At 41.4% G+C, this 20,070-nt stretch carries 13 protein-coding genes; 2 read left to right on the top strand and 11 right to left on the bottom strand.

The genetic code is table 11. The annotated features are described in order from the left end of the window. Positions 1-227: 227 nt before the first annotated feature. Positions 228-953, top strand: a complete 726-nt coding sequence (locus V7K27_RS28580) for a Uma2 family endonuclease (RefSeq protein WP_334951769.1) — start codon at positions 228-230, stop codon at positions 951-953. A gap of 231 nt (positions 954-1,184) precedes the next feature. Next, positions 1,185-1,967 carry a COP23 domain-containing protein gene (locus V7K27_RS28575; RefSeq protein ID WP_334951768.1) on the top strand — a complete coding sequence of 261 codons (783 nt, stop codon included), beginning with the start codon at positions 1,185-1,187 and terminating at the stop codon, positions 1,965-1,967. A 450-nt stretch (positions 1,968-2,417) separates the two neighbouring features. Here V7K27_RS28575 and V7K27_RS28570 read toward each other — a convergent pair whose 3' ends face one another. The 11 genes from V7K27_RS28570 to V7K27_RS28520 all read right to left on the bottom strand — a co-directional run bounded on the left by V7K27_RS28570 (position 2,418) and on the right by V7K27_RS28520 (position 19,983). After that, positions 2,418-5,273 carry an NHLP bacteriocin export ABC transporter permease/ATPase subunit gene (locus V7K27_RS28570; protein WP_334951767.1) on the bottom strand — a complete coding sequence of 952 codons (2,856 nt, stop codon included), beginning with the start codon at positions 5,271-5,273 and terminating at the stop codon, positions 2,418-2,420. A 243-nt stretch (positions 5,274-5,516) separates the two neighbouring features. Beyond that, complete coding sequence (locus V7K27_RS28565) at positions 5,517-7,709, bottom strand: NHLP family bacteriocin export ABC transporter peptidase/permease/ATPase subunit (protein ID WP_334951792.1); 2,193 nt, start codon at positions 7,707-7,709, stop codon at positions 5,517-5,519. 58 nt (positions 7,710-7,767) lie between these two features. After that, positions 7,768-9,384, bottom strand: coding sequence for an NHLP bacteriocin system secretion protein (locus V7K27_RS28560; RefSeq protein ID WP_334951766.1), 1,617 nt, complete (start codon positions 9,382-9,384; stop codon positions 7,768-7,770). A 10-nt stretch (positions 9,385-9,394) separates the two neighbouring features. Continuing rightward, positions 9,395-10,429 carry a hypothetical protein gene (locus V7K27_RS28555; RefSeq protein ID WP_334951765.1) on the bottom strand — a complete coding sequence of 345 codons (1,035 nt, stop codon included), beginning with the start codon at positions 10,427-10,429 and terminating at the stop codon, positions 9,395-9,397. A gap of 13 nt (positions 10,430-10,442) precedes the next feature. After that, positions 10,443-11,327 carry a GNAT family N-acetyltransferase gene (locus V7K27_RS28550; RefSeq protein ID WP_334951764.1) on the bottom strand — a complete coding sequence of 295 codons (885 nt, stop codon included), beginning with the start codon at positions 11,325-11,327 and terminating at the stop codon, positions 10,443-10,445. An 86-nt stretch (positions 11,328-11,413) separates the two neighbouring features. Beyond that, on the bottom strand, positions 11,414-12,121 hold the full coding sequence (locus V7K27_RS28545; RefSeq protein ID WP_334951763.1) for a hypothetical protein: 708 nt from the start codon (positions 12,119-12,121) through the stop codon (positions 11,414-11,416). Positions 12,122-12,310: 189 nt separating this feature from the next. After that, positions 12,311-12,622 (bottom strand): Nif11-like leader peptide family natural product precursor, encoded by a 312-nt coding sequence (locus V7K27_RS28540; RefSeq protein WP_334951762.1) that lies wholly within the window; start codon positions 12,620-12,622, stop codon positions 12,311-12,313. Positions 12,623-13,057: 435 nt separating this feature from the next. Beyond that, complete coding sequence (locus tag V7K27_RS28535; protein ID WP_334951761.1) at positions 13,058-16,408, bottom strand: type 2 lanthipeptide synthetase LanM family protein; 3,351 nt, start codon at positions 16,406-16,408, stop codon at positions 13,058-13,060. Positions 16,409-16,513: 105 nt separating this feature from the next. Further along, entirely contained in the window at positions 16,514-17,608 is a 1,095-nt protein-coding gene (locus V7K27_RS28530) for a cyclic nucleotide-binding domain-containing protein (RefSeq protein ID WP_334951760.1), read from the bottom strand. Positions 17,609-17,796: 188 nt separating this feature from the next. Then, positions 17,797-18,957, bottom strand: a complete 1,161-nt coding sequence (locus tag V7K27_RS28525) for a DUF7005 family protein (RefSeq protein WP_334951759.1) — start codon at positions 18,955-18,957, stop codon at positions 17,797-17,799. Positions 18,958-19,194: 237 nt separating this feature from the next. Then, positions 19,195-19,983: a MinD/ParA family ATP-binding protein gene (locus tag V7K27_RS28520; protein WP_334951758.1), complete on the bottom strand. Its 789-nt coding sequence runs from the start codon at positions 19,981-19,983 to the stop codon at positions 19,195-19,197. Between the last annotated feature and the right edge of the window lie 87 nt (positions 19,984-20,070).

The raw sequence follows: 20,070 nt of genomic DNA, 5'->3' as shown, positions 1-20,070 counted from the left end.
TCACAACCATAATTAACTATACAAATGTTTCTGCATCATCAATATCCGCCTCAATTATTGATGATTTTGTCATCGCTCAAACAATAGCAGAAACAAGGCTACTTACACCAGTGTAGTACGCTTTCATGCAAAACATATTGCGTAGGCGTAGCCCACCGCAGGCATCGCCTGACAACAAGCCACTGGTCAGCCATAAAATAAAGACAAATCAATCAAAGGGGATGTTTATGGCAACCCAACTCGGTAAAGCTAAATCTTCAACAGAACTCGTAATATCTTGGGAAGCATTGCCCGCAGATTTTCACCTAGAGGATGAACCAGTGGAAAATACAGGTCAGCCACTATTGGCTGGTGCTTTGCGCGAAAGCCTTGAAATAAGTGGTTTCATCCAACCGCAGATGTTGATAGCCTCGAATTTTGGACTTTGTGCGACGATAAACGGGCAATTTGTTGCTAAAGCACCCGACTGGGTTTATGTGCGATCGGTAAATCAGATTTTAGCAGAACGCAAAAGCTATACACCAAATTTAGAGGGTGATATTCCGGCAATTGTGATGGAATTTCTATCTGACACTGAGGGTGGAGAATACTCTTTTAAGCGCACCTATCCACCAGGAAAATGGTTTTTTTACGAGCAGATTCTTCAAGTCCCAATTTACCTGATTTTTGACCCAAATGGCGGTTTGTTAGAATTTTACCAACTCGAAAACAGCCGCTATGAGTTAAAGCAACCTGATGAAAATGGTCGTCATTGGATTGATTCAATGGGTTTATTTCTGGGAACTTGGCAAGGAACAAAAGAAGCCAGAACTGGTTACTGGTTGCGCTGGTGGGATGAAGCAGGTAATTTGTTACTTTGGGCAGTGGAACAAATTGAACAGGAACGTCAGCAAAAAGAACGGCTCATTGCCTATTTACAATCTCAAGGTATTGATCCAAATAATTTGCCATAGCATATATAGACAAAATTTTCAAGTATTTGAGTTACTCAGTTCAAGCAAAGAATTGCTGGGGTGTCTATGAAGGAGTGGCGCGTTATGCAGAAATTCCAGCATGGGTGAAAAAGCTAGTCGAAGAGAAAAAAGCAAGAGAGGAAAAAAATAGCGTTTTTGATGAATCAAAAAACAGAATTATTCGTCACTTAAACTATCAATTCCCGACCTATTTCTACTGGAGGATGATTTATGTCATCACAACTGCTGCGATTTATGTCTTTGGGTATTCTCGGCTTATCTTTGTGTCTGGGCAATTGGGCAGCAATGGCGCAATCTGATTCTACTGGCGATGGTGTAGTAGTACCAACAGTCCCATCAGATGGTACATCAGCACCAGTCCCAATAGACACATCGACAGGCGTACCACCTTCACCCTCAGCTGACGGTACAACTCGCTTTACCTGTCAGACTTCCAATAATCAGTACACCGTTATGTATCAGCCACAAAGTCAACCAGGACAATTCTTTCCTTGGGCGGCGCCTGCGGCTTTGGGTGGTGGTTGGGATGCACAAAGGCGTTGTGCAGCGATCGCCAGTCGTTTAGAACTTTATCGTCCAGATGGCTTACAAGAACTCCAGACAGCTGTAGAAAATAACGAAAATATTGTCTGCGTCACAACTCAAGCTAACCCAACCTGTAGAATTGTGCTGACAGTACCGCGCGGGAAAGACCCCTATGTTATCCGCAATAGCATTTTTCAGAACTTGACTACTGCTGACAGTGGACAACAGACTATAGCGGTTAACACTTATGGCGATCGCAGTAGTGGAGGAAACGAATTATATAATTTAGGACGCACACTTCTAGGCAGTGGTAATAATCGGGTTACTTCATCTAGAGATGGGATTAATCTGAAACCTTTCCTCGATCGCCAAGATGGTGGTACTGGAAACAATTTGCGGAATGGAGTAGCAATTGGTCGTCAGTCTCAGCCTAACGGCGCTCGTCTAAATCCTGGTAACTTCCGTTAATTGATTAAAACAGTTCAGTTAAGAAGAATTATAGGGTGGGCAAACAGCCGACCCTAATTTTCATTGGACTAAAATTTTACACCAATAGAACTTATATCATGTCCGCTTGATTACTTATTAAACCCGAAGAACCCCACCCCGCCAACGCTGTGCTTTGTCTCCCCTCCCCGCCGGCGGGGAGGGGATTAAGGGGTGGGGTGCAATGACTATGGGAATCATAACTAATTACCCGGACATGATATTACGCATTGACAAAGTAGACAAAAAGTGCAGTACGTGTGAATCAGGAAATTTTCAGGCGATCGCTAATTAATTGGGACATTGAAAGACGGATAATACTTATGTTGTCTTGATGATCTAGGGTTAAGGCTATCAGAGCAACTACTAAGCCTGTCCCCTGCCAAATGCGACTTGGACACCTACAGCACGGCGGAAATAAACATTGCTCCCCTACGCCATTTGCCGAGTCATTAACTGGGCAAATAAACCTTCAACAGCAGCTAGCTCCTGAAAAGTTCCCTGTTGTACAACTCTACCTGCTTGGAGTACATAGATCCGGTGAGCGTTACGGATAGTACTAAGCCGATGAGCGATCGCTATTCTGGTGACTTGCAATTTATCTAAGCTTTCACTGACAATTGCCTGAGTTCTATTATCGAGCGCACTGGTAGCCTCATCGAATAATAAAATTCGGGGTTTTAATGCAAGTGCGCGAGCAATCAGCAGTCGCTGGCGTTGTCCCCCAGAAATATTTCCCCCGCCTTCACTGACTACAGTGTGCATTTGCATGGGCATGGCAGTGATATCATCAGCCAAACCAGAAGAACGCGCTGCTTCCCAGGCTTCCTCTAGGGTAATCTGAGCGCCTGCGGCTATATTCTCGAAGATGGAAGCTGAAGTCAACTGGCTATTTTGTAAAACCACGCCTAATTGTCGGCGGACTGCATCCACATCTAATCCAGAAAGGTCTTGGCCATCATAGTAAATTGCCCCTGATTCTGGAGTCTCAAAACCTAACAGTAATCTCAACATAGTCGATTTACCACTGCCCGAACTGCCAACTAGGGCAATGAATTCTCCTGGTTCTGCATAGAGATTAATATCATCCAGTGTGATTTGTCCATCTTGACGATAACGAAAAGTAACATGGTCTACAACAATTCGCCCTTGGAGTTTGCCAGGATCAGCTTTGCTGAGGTTGACTTCTGGGATACTGGCTAAAATTGGCTGGGTACGTTTCCACTGGGGGATGACTTGTAAAACTTCGGTAACTGTGTTGCTGAGGTTTGTAGTTCCTTGAATAAAACTGCCAAAAGCCGCGTTGAAGGCTAAAAAAGTCCCTAGTGATACGCCGAGAGTTCCTGCATTCTTAGACTCTTCTAGCAGTTGAATCGTAAACCAGAATAGTACTCCATTGGTAAGTAAGGGCATCACTGCGTTAAACAGTGCTACAGCATCTTCCACTTGCTGTGTCTTTAATTCCAGCTTGATTTGTTGACTGTAGTTTTTACTCCATTCGGCAAAAGCCCGTTCCTGTGCGCCGGCGATCTGGAGTTTAGAAATACCATTAATTAGCTGTACTGTCTGCCCAAAAATATTTCCCTTCAGTTCCAGTAGGGGGCGTACCTGGCGCACCAGCAGCAACCCAGAAATTGTGGTGAGTGCGATCGCAATTATTGCCACGGCAACGGCAACTAAAGCTAGTTTAGAATTGTAGTAAAATAATTGACCCAGGTAAAACAGTGTAAACAAACTGCTGAAGAGATTCATCAGGGTTCTACCACCCAATTGACGGCGAATTGCACTCACGGAAGTGACACGAGAAAGTAAGTCTCCTGTAGTGTATTGACGGAAAAATGATACTGGTAAATTCAGCAGTCTGTCCCAGGTTGCAGCTTGAGTAGAAGCATCGCCAGCACTTTCTATCCGCAGTAGGGCAAACCCCTGCGCGATCTGAAATAAACCTGTACCGCCAGCCGCAACCAACAGCCCTAAGCCAATTTGCAGTAATAAGCCGCGATCGCTATCTGGTATAGCACTATCCATGATCATCGCCGTAGCTTGGGGGGTAAACATTCCTAACAATGTCACCGCAATACCCATAAATAAAATTGTCAGTACATCCTTAACCCGTCCTTTCAGGGCAAATTGGACTAAAGTTAGAGCTTTAAATGCCTGTTCGGGTAAAGACCGATAAAACATATAAGCTATCGGAGAGAGGGTTAAGGCTATGCGCTCATCTACTTGCACACGGGTTTGTGCTACTGGGTCAAACATTTCATAGGCAGTAGCAGAAACTGGTAGTAGTGCTACTGGTTGATTGTCTTGAGTGTAAGCGATCAGAGATCCACAATCCTTCTTCCACCAATTATCTCGCAACAGCACTTGCCGCATCCGAATTCGGGAGGCGCGGACAATGGCTAACAATGGTTCTTTGACTCGCTTAAGATTTTCCGAACGCGCCGGGGGACGAATTTTTACCCCCATAGTTCTGCCCACCGCACCAGCCGCTACTAATAAAGGCGTACCATCCTGAAAAACATCGATTACTTGCTGATTCAGGGTTGATGCTAGTTCGCCCAGAGCCTCGACTGTAACTTGACGGTTGAGATTTTGGCGATCGCGCCTGCGAATTAGTTCGGCTGCGGCTTCTTGCTGATCTAAAATATCAATGCATTGTAAAATTTGAATATTAAACTGGGATATTCCTCTACAAATAATATCTGCGTTCTCAATGTCACAAGTAGTAATAGTGGCAAATTGAACAGTATCTACAGCTTCTAGCCAGATTTGATCGCTAAGGGGGAAAGTAGCTGTGGAACTGCTTAGGGTAACTTGCTCAAATCCCAGAAAATTCAGAGTTCCCGCTTTAATTTGTAACCAGATGACAACATCGGCTTCTGCTTGGCAAGTTTGACCATTGGAGAGCGAAAATCTTCCATTTGCGCCCGTTTTAATTTGAATGGCAGGGGTAGCGACTTGGGACAATGTACTACTAACTTGCCTAAGCCAAGATTCTACCAAAGTATTAGCAATTAAATCACCGAAAAATTCCCGTTGTAGCTGTAGCAATTCTGTCGCACCTATCGGCACTGCTAAAATCTGGCGACTAGAACTAGCATCAGTTCCAAACAGTGCTTCACCTGGATGTATACTACACAGATAACGGCGAGTACCTGCAATTACACCATCACACAGTGTGACTGCAAACAATGCCACACAGCCAGACTGAACCACCCAAACCCGAAAAGGGTCATTTAAAAGTATTGGTTCATTACCGTTAACTTGGTAGAGTTGTCCACCCATAGTTCCCTCACTCTGATTAAAAATCAAAAATAGTCAAAAACCTGTATTTGGAATTGTGAATTAGAGAATTCCAGAAAATAAATTATCAAAAAATTGGGTTTAAAACCCCCTGCTAGAAGCACGGCTTTAAGTTTTGATATCTAAATCTAAATCCCCGTTACAAAAGTACAGACGCGATTAATCGCGTCTCTACGACTTCCGACTTCCGACTTCCGACTTCATTAACTAACCTGCCCCCTACCTTCACAAAATCGCTTCCCCTTCTGTCCGAATTAACCGCGAGTAAGCCCCCTCAATCTGCCACAATTGTTGATGAGTACCGCGTTGTACCACCTTTCCTCGCTCTAAAACAATGATTTCATCGCAGTCGCGGATAGTACTTAAACGATGTGCCACAATAATACAAGTACAACCCCGCCGCCGCAGATTCTCATCAATGATTTTCTCCGTCTCTGCATCTAAGGCACTAGTAGCTTCATCCATGATCAGAATTGAGGGGTTATTCACCAAAGCACGGGCAATTTCTAACCTTTGTCGCTGTCCGCCGCTTAAATTGGCTGCACCCTCGCTCAGTTCTGCATCAAAACCTCCAGACATAGAAAGAACGATATCTTCAATAGCTGCATCTTTACAAGCTTTCATCAAGTTATTGTCTGGAACTGTAGAATCCCAAAGGGTTAAATTGTCCCTGACTGTTCCGCCAAACAGCAGGATATCTTGCTCTACCATAGCGACAGAGTTGGTCAGCAAATGCTTGGGAATCTGTTCTCTAGATGTACCATCAAACAGAATTTCCCCTGTCCAGGGTTGATAGAGTCCACTAATGAGTTTGGCGATGGTAGACTTACCAGAACCACTCCCACCTACCAAAGCAACTCGCTGTCCTGGCTTAATACATAGGTGAAAGTTTTCTATCAGTGGAGATTCTAGGCGACTGTAGCCAAAGGTAATATCTCGCAATTCCACATACCCCTGCAATTTACATTGCGAATTAGGGATGAGCGAAGAATAATTTGTCCCATCTCCCCCATTCCCTACTCCCCATTCCCTACTCCCCTCAATTGGATGATCTAGCACATCATCCAAGCGGACTAAATTACCTTCCAACTCTTGCAGAGTTGTCCCAAAGTTGACAAGATTGTTAACTGGTTCTTGAAAACTGTGGGTTAAAGCTTGAAAGGCGATCAACATTCCAATGCTCAGATGTCCATCCATCACCCGCAATCCACCAATTACTAATAACAGCATTGAGGAAATCGCAGATAAAAGTACGGGTAAGACAGCAAATATTTGGTTTGTTGTCCCCAATTCCTGCTGGGAGTTAATCGCCTTGGTATAGTAACCCGACCAGCGAGCAAAGAAATCTGATTCTAAACCAGATGCTTTGATAGTTTCTATACTTTGTAGAGCGCCTATGGAAATACCAGCAGCTTTACCATATTCCTGCATGAGTCGCTGATTTGCATCGACGCGCTGGCGGGAAATTGACTGTAATGTTAAGACGTTGATGGCAGCAAAAATCACCATAATCAAAGTTAATACCCAGTCATATTGCACCATGACTAAGGCATAAAAAATAATCATGATGGCATCAATGATCGTAGTTGCCAATTTTCCTGAAAGCACATTAGCAACCTCGTCATTGAGATGAGTGCGATCGCTAATTTCTCCAGCAAAGCGTTGGGCGTAGAAACTCGCAGGTAGGCGGAGAATATGCCAGAGAAAGCGGCTAGACATTCCAATAGCCAGCTTAATCTTCAGCCGCCGCAGATACTTCAACCGCAGAAATGTAAGCGCTCCTTGGAGTATAGTTGTAATTGCCATTACTAACAGCAACGGACGTAACCACTGCTGCCTTTGCTGCACTAGAATATCATCTACGAATACTTGGGTTAACACTGGCACTGCCAGTCCGACCAGCGTTAATAAAAAACCCGCAATTAGACAGTAAACTAAAGCACTAAAAGCTCCTCTCAACCGTTCCCATAGAGATACAGCAATAGTAGTTTTGTGACCACCTTTAAGGAACTCTTTGCTAGGTTCCATAACCAGAACTACCCCAGTGTAGCCCTCGTCAAATTCTTGGTATGACACGGTACGCGGACCACTCGCAGGATCATTCAAATAAATCCGGTTTTTTCCAAATCCTTCTACAACTAAGAAGTGGTTGAAATGCCAAAAAACAATATAGGGAGGGCGCAAGGCTTGTAACTGCTTCAGTTCCCTTTTCAAGCCTTTGGCTTCGAGTCCGTAACTTCTGGCTGCTTTGACCATATTGGATGCTTTGCTCCCATCGCGGGAGACACCACACTCTCGACGCAGTTCAGTTAAGGGTAGAATGCGATCGTAATAACCAAGAATAATCCCCAAAGCTGCCGCACCGCATTCCACAGCTTCCATTTGCAAAACAGTGGGGGTTTTGACCCGTATATCCATACTTGGCAGTAGTTTTACTAAGTACTGCCAAACAAAAGTCGGTTTTGCTAAGGTAAAATCAATAGACACCAGTAAAAGACCTCAGAATAGGAAAGACATAGGTGATGGGAGCGCGTTCTTCCACCTTGACCCGCACAACGGTAGTAGTTCCAGAAGATATTTGCATTCGGGGTCCAGTGGAAGAAGACCACTTGTACCCGCTAAAAGTTTGGGAATCTTGTTCTAGGTCGGCGTATACTTGGATAACTCCGTCCTGCTTATCGGATACCAAGCCTGATACTAATTCTGCATTACCCACAACGCTAGCAGCGGCCTCTTTAGTGGTAGGAAATCCAGAGACGATAGTTGTAGTACCGACGATGCCACCAAAGCGTTCCCGCTTCACCGTTTGCGGGGTAACTTGCAGGCTCATCCCCGTTTGAATTTTCTTACCTTCTGCCACTGGAAAATAAGTGATGCTAACTAACTTTCCGGCTGAATTTTCCGCCTCGATATTCCCTAAGCGGATTCCTGCGTTGATTACTTGTCCAGGAGTAACAGTTATTTCCAGAATTCTTCCTGAATATGGACTGATAATCTCACTGTTATTGCTGAGTTCTAGTTCTAGTCTGGCAATCTCTCGCTTGACTTCTTGAATTTCGTTTTTTCTAATAGTTAAATCTTGCAAGGTTTGTTTAGCAAAATTAGTTTCTCGGCTATCCAAATCTTTTAAATTAGCACGCTGTTGGGAGATTTCATTGAGGTTGTTCAGATAAGATTCTTGAGCATTACTTTCTTCAACTTCTAGTTTGGTTAATTCCGAAATATTTGTAGCAATTTCATTTTGAGTATTGATATATCTTTCTTGTGTATCGCTGTCTTTGACTTTTAGTTCTTTTCGCTCAGTTTCTAATTGAGCAATTTCCTCAACTTTTTTGAAGTATTCATTTTGAAAATCATAAAATTGGTATCGTGTAATGACTTTCTCCTGTAATAAACCTTTATAAGCTTCTACTTTTTCTTTGAGAACTTTAAGTTGAGCTTGAGCCGCTTGAATACGTTTAGTCAGACTTTCAGATTGCTGAGTGAGCGATTCTTGGCTTCTTTGTTTGAGTACAGGAGTTAAAGCTTGCAATTCTGTAATTCTTTGCTGAACTTGCAGGCGTTGTTTTTGAATTGATTCTTGACTTCTTTTTCTGAGTACAGGAGTCAGGGCTTGTAGTTCTTGTATGCGTACAATAGCGTTTTGGCGTTGTTGCTGAATAGTATTTTTCTCACTCGCGCTTCCCTGACCTTGAAGTACGCTCACTGCTTGGTCTTGTGTCGTTAGTTCTGCAAGTTTAGCCTGCTGTTGTTGCAGTTGCTTGCGGAGTTGCGCTTGGTCAAGGGTTGCCAATATTTGTCCTTTTTTAACTACATCCCCAGTTTTGACATTGAGAGCAACTAACTGTCCTGAACTTTTTGATTCTAAGGGTACAACTTTACGTGGGAAAATGAGTACCCCTTTACCCTCAATAGTCATGGGGATGCGTCCATAAATACTCCAAACAATACCTATGACAACAAAAGAACCCATAGCAACTAAGGGTAGCCAGCTTCTGGGGCTAACTACCTGCATTAGTTGGTCTAGTCTTTCAGGAGAAGATAAGCGTTCTACGGATTCTTTGCGGAAAAGGGTGCGTTTTTGGTCTAGCATTTTCTTTGAATTAACAACTCCTTGCTTCGTTTAGTAGGTAAGAAAACTTTTGGGGTAAGTTTTTCCATGTCGTTGCTTGTTTCTCTATCTCTTCTCGGATCAAATTAGATTCTGGAAGAGTCAACTCATCGCACACACTAAGTAAATCGATAATAATTGCGTACCACAATAAAGGAGTAGTACCACGTCCAATTGCCAAAAAGTCAGATGCTAGTTTCAGAAAAGTTGTAAAATCACTATTGATAAATGCCTGTTTAACAAGTAACCAAGAAAATTCACTAGGGTAGCAGTAGCTTTTATTATTAGTTTCTAACTGTATACCATTAGATATAATCGCAAACAACTCATGCGCCATCTGACGTTTTTGCCCCGCTAAAATAATCGCAATTTCGCTAGTTATCGCCGCAAACATGGTAGCAATATTCTCTGGAGACTGGCGGGCGACACGTTCGCTCCCCCAAGAGACTGGAATTGGTAAATTATCCGATGCTCCTTGCAGGTAGTTGAGAATGTTACATGCTAATTCAATAGCATCTTTAAAATACATACTTCGTGCGTCAATACGCACAAGATTATGAACTAAATGAATCCGATGTAAAAACAGAATTTCATACCCATATTCTTCTTCCAATATCACATCATTCCTAATGGCTTCTAAAATTCGCTCACGAGCTTTGACAAAATCACCTCTGCAATAATCAAGGTAAGATTGTGATTGTTCTAGCAAAGACTTATAAAGTAAACTACCTTCAGCCGAAAGTTTATCCGTTTCAAGGGGTATACGTGCTTGTATAAATGCACGTTCAGCCTCAATAAAATCTCCTTGACGAACGGCATTTAAACCTTGAATTCGAGCATAAGCAAACTTAGTTATTACCTGTTGGTCTGTTAGTGGCAAACGTGACTGAAGCAAGGTTTGCAACTTTTGCTCGGCTAAATTTTGAGTATTTTCTATTTCACTAGATTTTGTACAACCTTGTCGATAAGAATCGAGCGTCGTTTGAAGAAGTTGCTTGTAAAATTCAGCTATTGTTAGACATAACATCTTGTTTTTCAATTTATTTCAATAATTTACTAGTACCTCTAGTTTCGTCAACATCATTTAAATCAGGTGTCCAGTGTTTTTTAATAAATGCCACCATAAATTTATGCATAATCGGAGTAGTCCAAATAACATTAGGTATTTTTTCTTGAACTTGGCGTTTACCTGCCTCAGAAAATAGAGAAATCACTCGCCCCATTTTCTGTAAATCTTCTCTGACAAAGGCACAGGTGTAGCGGATAGTGTCTAAAGAAAGACGATGATTAATCAGCCATCCTACTACTTGCCCTTGGTAACGCAGACCTAAACTATTTAATGGTTCTAATTTCTTTTCGTATTGAAAGGGAATTAAATCTTTGGGTATCCAGGGCTGAACTTCTTGTTGTTTTTGAATGGCTTGTCGTTCTTGATCAGTAATTTCTAACCAGGGGAAGATGCTATAGCCAGCAGGAAGGTAGCTATATCTCTTCATCCACTTTGCTTCCATTATTGTTTGTGCATCACCTTTACACAGCAGCATTCGGGTTTGAGGGGATGTCCAGTTGCATTTTTGGAGGAGACGCTCTAAAGCAGGTGTTGTCGGCTTGCCTGTGGTGTATACCATTTCAATCTTTGTACACCCTCTTTTAACTACTTCCGCTTCTAAACGGGTAAGTAAAGCTGTTCCAATTCCAGTACTGCGATGTGTTGGTTCAACAAATATGGAATGAACCTCCCCCGATTGATCATCTTGCCGAATTTCGGCTATGACTAAACCAAGCGGTTGGTCTAGATCGGAAGCTGCGATCGCAATAATAGATTTTTCAATTTCTAAATTTTGCAGCACATACTGAAAAGCAGGAAAGGTAAACTTTTCATACTTAGCTGCTGTTGTATTTTGTAAAATATCCAGGGCGTACATTTTCCACCTCTTCAGCAATACAAATTTATTTCAAAAATATTCAGCTTTTTAGTGATTGAGATTGTGTAAATCAAATGTGTAATATTTTACCAATGGAGTTGCCAAGTATTGTTGTATAGAATTCCATGTCCCTGAAGAGTAATTCTCTCGTCTTCTGGCTGTATATTTTTTATGGGAGCAATTTGATGAACTGTATGTCCAGAATGTAAAAATAGTCTACCCACCTTGTAAGGATAAAAGCTCTTGTTTCTTAAATTAGCAATTTGTTCAATTTCTGGATGATTAAGTCCTTTAACTTCTGCATATTTCAAATCCCATATATACATCCCACCGCCTAACTTTGGTAGTCTAATTACTTGTGTGAAAGAAATAGGATTATCAAAGTCTACTTTTTCTGAAGGCTGCCAATGAAACATATAAGATTTGTCACAATGAACAGCACCTAGTGGTTTTTCAAATGCTTTATGTCCCAGAAAAATATGAAATCCTGGTAAAGCTAGATTTTCAGGAAATAAAGCCAGTCTTCCTAGTTTTTTTTCAAGTGTATTGGACAACCGCTCATATAACCAACCAAAGTGCTTTTGCAGAATATAATTGTAGTCTTTTGCTTTATTGTAATACCCTTGTTTATCTTGAGGTACATCATAAGGACTGGCCAGACCTAGTGTGTAAAAAGGTAACTGGGGATGCCGTTGAATCCATAATTCTTTTAATTCATGTACTATCAAACTGACTTTACAGCATTCTTCTTCGGTAAGTAGGTCAATCTCATTTATCATTTCCATAATAATCAAAATTATTTCTTCAGTTAAAGGTTCGTAAATTGAAAATCTAAATTCTCGTAAAATATGATTCAGAGAGTAATTGAATGTATCATTTTCAGATAATTCATATATAGGAGATTCAAACCCTCTTGTTTATATTTGTACAAGAGGGTTTTCAAGTAAACTAACAGTAGATAAGTTTTAGCAGCTTATTTAGCTCTAACACTTGCTACCCCAACAGCCGCTTACTAAGAAACAAGCTGTAAATTTAGTATTTAGTGGGCAAGGTCCTCCTTTTCCACCAGCTACTGCTTCCAGTTCTCGGTCGCTGAGTTCAGCATTGCTCTCCTGTGTTTTCTCCTTTAAAAAAGTATCAACTTCATCAGCAGTGAAGCTGTAGCCATTTTCTTGACCCAGACGCGCTGCTGTTTCATTGAATATTTGGCTGTCTTGAATAGCTCCTAGCTGCTGTTGCAGTTGTTCGCTATTTTGAACCAAGATATAAAACTGTTCTAGATTTGCTTTGCTCATGATGTTAGTACCTGTGTGAAAGAAATTTAGTTTTACAACATCTACTAAAGCTATAACTTTCAGGTTTCAGATTAACTCGCAACCCGTTAATGTTGTATGTACTAATATTAGATACTTGCTCAAATACAAACAATCACATATTTTTAGATTTGACTATTATTTTTGTAGTTGATATTTTTATAAAAATAAAAAAGGCATTTATTTTTATAAAAATGCCTTTATCTCCAGTATTTAGCTAATTAAATGCTAGTCATAATTCAGATACCCGATTTTTTAGGAAAGTCGGGTATCTATATAGTTGTTCACAAAAACAGGTAAGCTGTTGCGTATTTAATTTGTATATTGGACGCGCTCATGTTGCCCGCACTACAATATTTTTGGGTTTTCGTGTTATACAATTTAGCTGCACATCAACTTAAGTGGATTGGCAAGAGTTTATTCCCACAGAAGGACTGAGGGAAAAGTTTGTGGGTAAGCTAAACGCAATAGTTGGTAGCCAATGCCAGCAGCCCCTTGGAAAAAACAAGGACTAAACACAGACTTAGGTAAGTTGCCAAACAACTCATAATCTCCTGTTTGTGTTGCCCGTCTTACCGCGATCGCTGCTAATTCTTGGGCAGATTGATGCCACTGAGAACTGTTGAATTTTTGTGCTGCCACTAACATAACTTCACTACGCCCGAAATTACCGCAACAGAGTTGATCTATATTTTGCAAACCAGTCTTGTGAGTAGCTTGCAAGGCTATTTCTATATCGTTGTGAATTTGTTCTGTTGGATCAATCGACAAACCGCCCAAGCGTCCTAAAGCAATGCCAGGAGCGCCATGACACCAAGTTGACCAAAAAACAGGTGGGGAGGTAGGGTTATAGATAGGAGTGATTTCCCGCCAGTTACCAGCCGTGGGGTAGAAAAAGTGGTTTTCATAGGCGATCGCATCACGAGCTGCATCTAAATAAGCATTATTCTGTGTCACTGTATAAAGTCGCAACAGTGAATAGGCGATACCACCTGCACCATGAGAGTAACCAGTCAAAGGTTTAGAAGTTGTAGTTTTTAGGGTATAGGCTTCGTGACAATACTTTAACAAGTGCTGACCGCAGTCTACTGCTCGCTGCAAAACTGCTGTGTGTTCTGTTTTTTGATACAGTGCCAATAGTCCTAAAATTGCTCCTGCTGCTCCCCCTATAATGTCAAACTTGCGATCGCTGGCAATTAATTCCTCTGCGATCAAGTTAGCAACTCGCTGGGCATCTTCAAGTAGTGAGGGTAAATCTAAGAATTCGCTAATTTTGACTAGAGAATACACTATGGAAGCAATTCCTGTAGCACCACCAATACCAAGTTCCTTGGCAAAACTAGAGATGTCTTTTAGATCAGAGGTTTGCAGAGATGATTGTAAAGGCTGTAAAGTTCCTAATGCTAAGTCTCGAAACTGGGCGTTGTTAGTCACACGAGCTAAAGCTGCTAAAAATAAAGCAATACCACAATTGCCATCGTAGAGACTATAGCCTAGTGGCATGAGTTGAAAGCGTTCGGCATTTAGAACATAGGTTAAACTAATCCATGTCAGACTGCCATCAACTCCCCTAATAGCTCTGTTTTGAATTTCAACACCAATCTCCTGTGCTTTTGAGAGTAAATGCTCGGATGTCAACGAGGAAGCAGCATAGTCTTCTGGCTCCATCTCTGTGGATTTACCTGGATCAGTTTGCAAACTCCGCGCTTGTCTGGCATAGAAAGCCAACTGAATAATTGTTAATTGTTGCGCCAACTCAGCATCATCAAGCTTTTGCAGCCGAGTCATGACTTGGGATAGACAAGATGACTGAAAATACTCAGGTAGAATTTTTTCTTGCCCTAGTGGTAGAGCATCACTCGCAGCGATCGCGCTGAAGTAGGGAATATCTAACTGTGCCATTCCCCTAAATTCTGATGACAAAATTGCCCAAGCTTGAGGTTTTTTCTCCGTCGTGAGAAAAGATTTACTGAGAATATCCACTTCTATACTCCAGTCAATTCCATCACGAAGAACTTCTGGAGTCATAGCTTTATTGAGTACCATCCCGTAAATTTTTGTGGGGCGAAAAATAAATCGCACCTGTTGGAAGCGGAATGCAGCCAAGGCACTATCAGATCCTAACAATGCTTCCCGTTCTCTGATCAGGAAACGATACATTTGCTCAAACCCGCTTACTAACTCATTAATGTAGTTATTAGGTGAAAGCGCCACTCCGTTTAAGATAGGTATATTTGCTTCCACGGGTCGATCAATTTTCTCGTACCCTTGGTACATATCATCGGTGTTAATAAATTTCCAAACGGGCATCGGTACTGCTATCGGCTGAATTTCAACACTTCCTAGCCCACTGAAATCGCTGACGATGGAGTTATCTTCACCAAATTGCCACATTGGCAAGAGTCCTGTACTCAAGACTGAATTGAATATTTGATTAGTCGCCAATGTAGCTGCATTCTCATCTTGGAAATCCGCCATCAATTTTGCTTGGTGCTGCATCACAGTTTCCATATCAATCAGCACCAAATGTTCGCCGCAGGCAATTAAGTTCTCGTTGTGGCAGTCAGTCGCCCCCAAAACATACAGCAGGCACAGCAACATTCCCGCCCTGATATAAAAACGCTGCGCCGCCTCTTCATTTTCACAGGGTTTTTGTTCTACATATTCGACCCAACCGTAGGTTTCTCGATTCAAAACTTTTAGAACTTTGAAGGCTAAATTAGGATATTCAATTTCCGGTGAACTTACTGCATCGAATTGCTGATTTAAATACTCTAAAAATTCCCCATAGGCAACTTCTATGCCTAAACTTTTTGGTTTGTATATCACCTGCAAACCAGATTCAAATATCAGGAGAGTTACCGAGCGATTATTATTGTGTAAATCACCTAAACCAGATTTAATTTCTATGACCTTATCTTGATTAGATCGAATCGTTTCTGAATTATTGAATACTTGCTGTATTTCTGTAATGTCAGAGTTAAGTCTCTCTATTAATTCTTCAGTTGCTTCTACCCAAAAATCAATACTTAGGGCTATAAACCTTGCTAGTACAGGATATTTTTGGAAAAATCCCAGTAGTCCATCAGACAATAATTTATCTACAAAAGTATTGTATTGGGATTTATTAGATGTGCCTATTTTATTTTTTATTACTAGGTTTAGTAAGTTTTGTCCCAAAGGACGAGAATGAGAAAATTCAAACTCTAAAGTTTTCGCAGTAATATTAAACAGTCTATCGAGTAAAGCCCTTTCCAAATTCAGATATGCTGATTCGCTGAGTTTATATAATAATAAACTTTCAGGAGATATTGAGGATAAACCAAGAAGTTTGAGTAATTTCTGCCGCGCTACAGAAACCAGAGGTAGTAGTATATCTTCAAAAGGATAAGGATTTGCTACATCAATCGGACTCGGTGATATATTTTTGCAGTTAAATGATGATGCAGTTTGGATAATTTCAGTTAAAGTATTTGCCCATTTTGGTAAAGAGTTCTCATCCAGAATCGGTTCTGAACCGAGTAGCTGATGCACTTTTTGAAGATTTAAATTATCCCACTCTAGACGCTGTTTAAATTTTTCCCAATCTCCCTGTGCAACAACTTTGCACCATTGTTCTATGTGTCTTTTTGCTTCTTTTTCGTTGAATGAGGAGCAGTTTACATTGATGTCTTGATGACGCAGCCGCTCAAAGATAAATGTCGCACGTCTAACTATTTGTGCTAATTCAAATTGAGTTATTATTTTGTGATTTTGAGTTGTTACCATGTCAATAATTCTCCTTAAAACAGCTATTTTTCAGACTATTTACACTGACGAAATTGTATTCAATTTTGACGACCAGTTAGCTTTAATTGCACCGACCTAGTTAATTCAACTCACCCTTAACCGTGCTAACATCCAATCAAATCTTTTCCCTGCGATCGCAACACCATCTAAAACGCTATCATTCAACTCATCCTCATATTCCACATCTTTAGCCAACGGTAAACCTTGGCTATAAACCCGTCTACCATAACCTACGCGAGTGAGCATTCCTTGTAATCTCTGGGAGAGTAAAATCGCAATCACGCGATAAAAACGAGATGCAAAACCCACATCTTGCTGTAGTTTTGCAGCTAATTGCTGTCGGGAAATCGATAATACAACTGAGTCTTCCATCGCCTTAACAGTCATAGAAGGTAAACGACCATCAATGAAGGCTGTTTCTCCCATGACTTCGCCTTTGGATAATCTGGCTAATTCTCTACCGACAATTTCACTTTCCTCAATTGCAGCAAAAGCACGAGCTAAAGGATTCCGCTCATTCAAAGAGACAGACACAGACATACTTCCATCTAGGAGAATGTACAGCGCATCTACTGGCCCTTGTTCGCGGATGAGTATAGTATGAGCGGGAATTTGTTGCGATTTTCCATAAGCCATCATCCAATCGATGTCACTATCATGCAATTCTGCCAAAATAAACAGTACATCTCTCAGAGGCTGACCTTGTGCTAGGTTGCGATGTCCCAGTTGAGTGATAGTAGATTGGATTCTATCTGCTAGCATAATAGCGATCGCTCGATAAAAGCGAGAGGCAAAACCAACATCTTGCAGCAATTTCTCCGCCAATTGCTGTTGAGGAATTGACATTACCAACGACTTTTCGGCAGCTTTTACAGCAGTAGCTGTTGGACGATTACTTACAAAGGGAATTTCTCCCACCACCTCGCCACTAGATAAAATCGCGATCTCACGATCTAAGATTTCATCTCCTTCGATGGCTGAAAAAGCACGAGTTAGAGGATTAATATCTGGTTGAGGGATGCTAACTGTTAATATTCCCTCTAGTAAAATATGTAAAGAATCGGCAGCTTTTCCTGGTTGAATGAGTAAAGTACCAGCAGCGATTTCTTTTTGATGACCAGTAGCAATCATCCAATCAATATCACTGTTAGTTAATTCTTTAAGTAAAACTTCTGTCATCACTAATACCTTCTTATCAAATATTTGGAATTTTTTGATGATTAATATCATCAATGAACAACCGATGATATAGCGGTTCCCGCTTGAGCAGGTACTGAACCCCACCCCCAACCCCCTCCCCGCAAGCGATGAGGGGGCTATGATGTACCTCATGTGATTAGGAAACGCTATACTTGCATAAGTCCTAACTAATTAGTCTGCAATCTTTCTAAGGTTTGTTGAATACGAAAATGCGCCTCTTGAGAAGCTAATTCTTCTAATGTTAAATGGGTCAATGTCATTAACATCAAAAGTTGAATCTTAGTGTCTGTTAACTTACCCACGTATTTAGTCTCAAAAGTCTGCAAATTTTCCGAAGCTACTTTCACCAATGCTTGTAAAATTCCAAAAGCCCCATCGGAAAGTGGCGGATTACCTCGGTAATTTTGCAGTCTACCTCCTTCTCGATAATTGGGAAATGATTCTAATCCCAAAAAACGCAAAAACCAATCGGCTCGATAACACCCAATAGCGGCTACAATACCCCTGTAGTCAGCAATTAGCTCATCAAATATATTGTTTTGCATGGAGTTAAACAAGCGACGTGTAAAGTAGTGAGTGCATTCATGTTCCAGGCGAATTGTTACAGATAGTTGTTGCCATTGAGATTCGTCAAGTCCCATTTCATTGGCTGAAATGTTGCTATAGAAACCATCACTCAAAATAATAAATTTATCTTGATACAGTTGTTTTTGTGGTATTAGCCGTCTAAACTCTGCCAGCCAACTACTATCTGAGCAATTGGCACAATTTTCATCTGCCCATAGTTGGCGATACTGGTGAATTCTATCCCAGTTATTAAACCCGCTAACTATACAAGCTCCCATAGAGTCCGGGACTGGCTGGGGTTCATTTCGCATTGTTAGAGCTTGTACCAGAGAAACAAAGTCTTCTCGGTTTCCAGTCAATAATACTGGGATAGTTCCAGCTAAACTTTGATGTAGTATTAATTGAAGTTTTTCAGGTTGTTGCAAAACCAAACCAGTTGCTTCTACAATGCCATCCACGGTTACACCCCTACGAGTGGCAGCCTGATACGCTTGTGTCTGACTGATACCCTCTAGGATGGGAAATCGGAACTGAACCAAGCGTTGTTTAAGTACCTCAAATGCTCCTACAACTCTTGCAGCAAGAGTGTATTCTTCCCAAGTGCTTACATGAGGCTCAGGCGGAAGAGGAAAGTTGACAAGATCAGTTAATGTGTTGTTATTAAATACATTTTGGTTGTATGCCAATAGCTCCTCTATCTGTGCAGTAGTAGCTTGGAAAGAGACAAGGATATCAGTACGAAATGATTGGGTAGCAATCATAGGCGATTAGGAAGCAGAGGAAGTAAAACTAATGACCAATGACCAATGACTGAATGGCACTAAGAAAAGCCCAAAGGTTTGTCTAGCCTCGTTCCCAGCCTGGAGGCTGGGAACGAATTCTGAGAGGCTCTGCCTCTGGTCAAGCCACTGGAGGCGGAGCCTCCCAGAATGGGTTCCCAGCCTCCAGGCTGGGAACCAGTCAGGGCAGGGGCTGTATCTTAACTTAGTGCCATTCGACTAATGACTAATGACTAAACCAGCAATCTCATCAGTAATCTTTGTGATTGTATGACTGATGGGATGTTCAGAATGACGTAGAGAGAAAAGACCAACGCTTGCTAGCTGCATCATTTCTTCCGAAAGAGGCAAAATTCCGGCTACTGGTACGTTGTAAATTTTCTCTACCTGTTGTTGCAAATCTGCAAAATTCAAGCCTGGTAGCGCTTTATTAATTACTAACATCATTTTTGGCACTCTGAGCTTGCGAGCTACGTCTACTGTCACCGCAGTACCTTGAAAGTCTTGATTATCAGGACGTAAGAGAATCACTAGAACATTTGAAATACCAATGGAAAGTAAAGTTTCTTCATTTAGCCCTGGATGTGTATCAATTAACAAGTAATCCAGTTTTAGACTGCGAATAAGTTCTTGAAAGCCATCATTGAGTCGGACTACATCATAACCCTCACGGAGAATTCTGGCGATTTCACCAGCCTTAATACTAGAAGGTACTAGATATAGACTACCTTTGACTTTACCCGTATTTCCCTGTTCTGCAATTAAAGTATTAGTAACGTCGTAGGCAGCATCTTTAATATCACATCGCCCCCACAAATAATCATTGAGGGCGCGTTCCATTTTGTCCTCTTTCAGACCGAAAATAACATGAATTCCTGGGGATTGAATGTCAGTATCGATAATACCCACACGTTGCCCTTGGAGTGCTATGGTAGCTGCTATATTGGCAATCAAGTTTGATTTACCAGTGCCACCACGGAATGAATGAACTGCAATAATTTGTGACATAAGTTACCTCTTAATTAATAGTATGTGGGCATGGGGCATGGGGCATGGGGCATTGTGAAAGAGAAGGCAGGAGTTATTTAATTTTGA

This window comes from Nostoc sp. (genome assembly GCF_036919575.1).
Classification (GTDB): domain Bacteria; phylum Cyanobacteriota; class Cyanobacteriia; order Cyanobacteriales; family Nostocaceae; genus Nostoc.
Note: the sequence above shows the minus strand (reverse complement) of the source record. Positions and strands in the feature narration are given on the sequence as shown.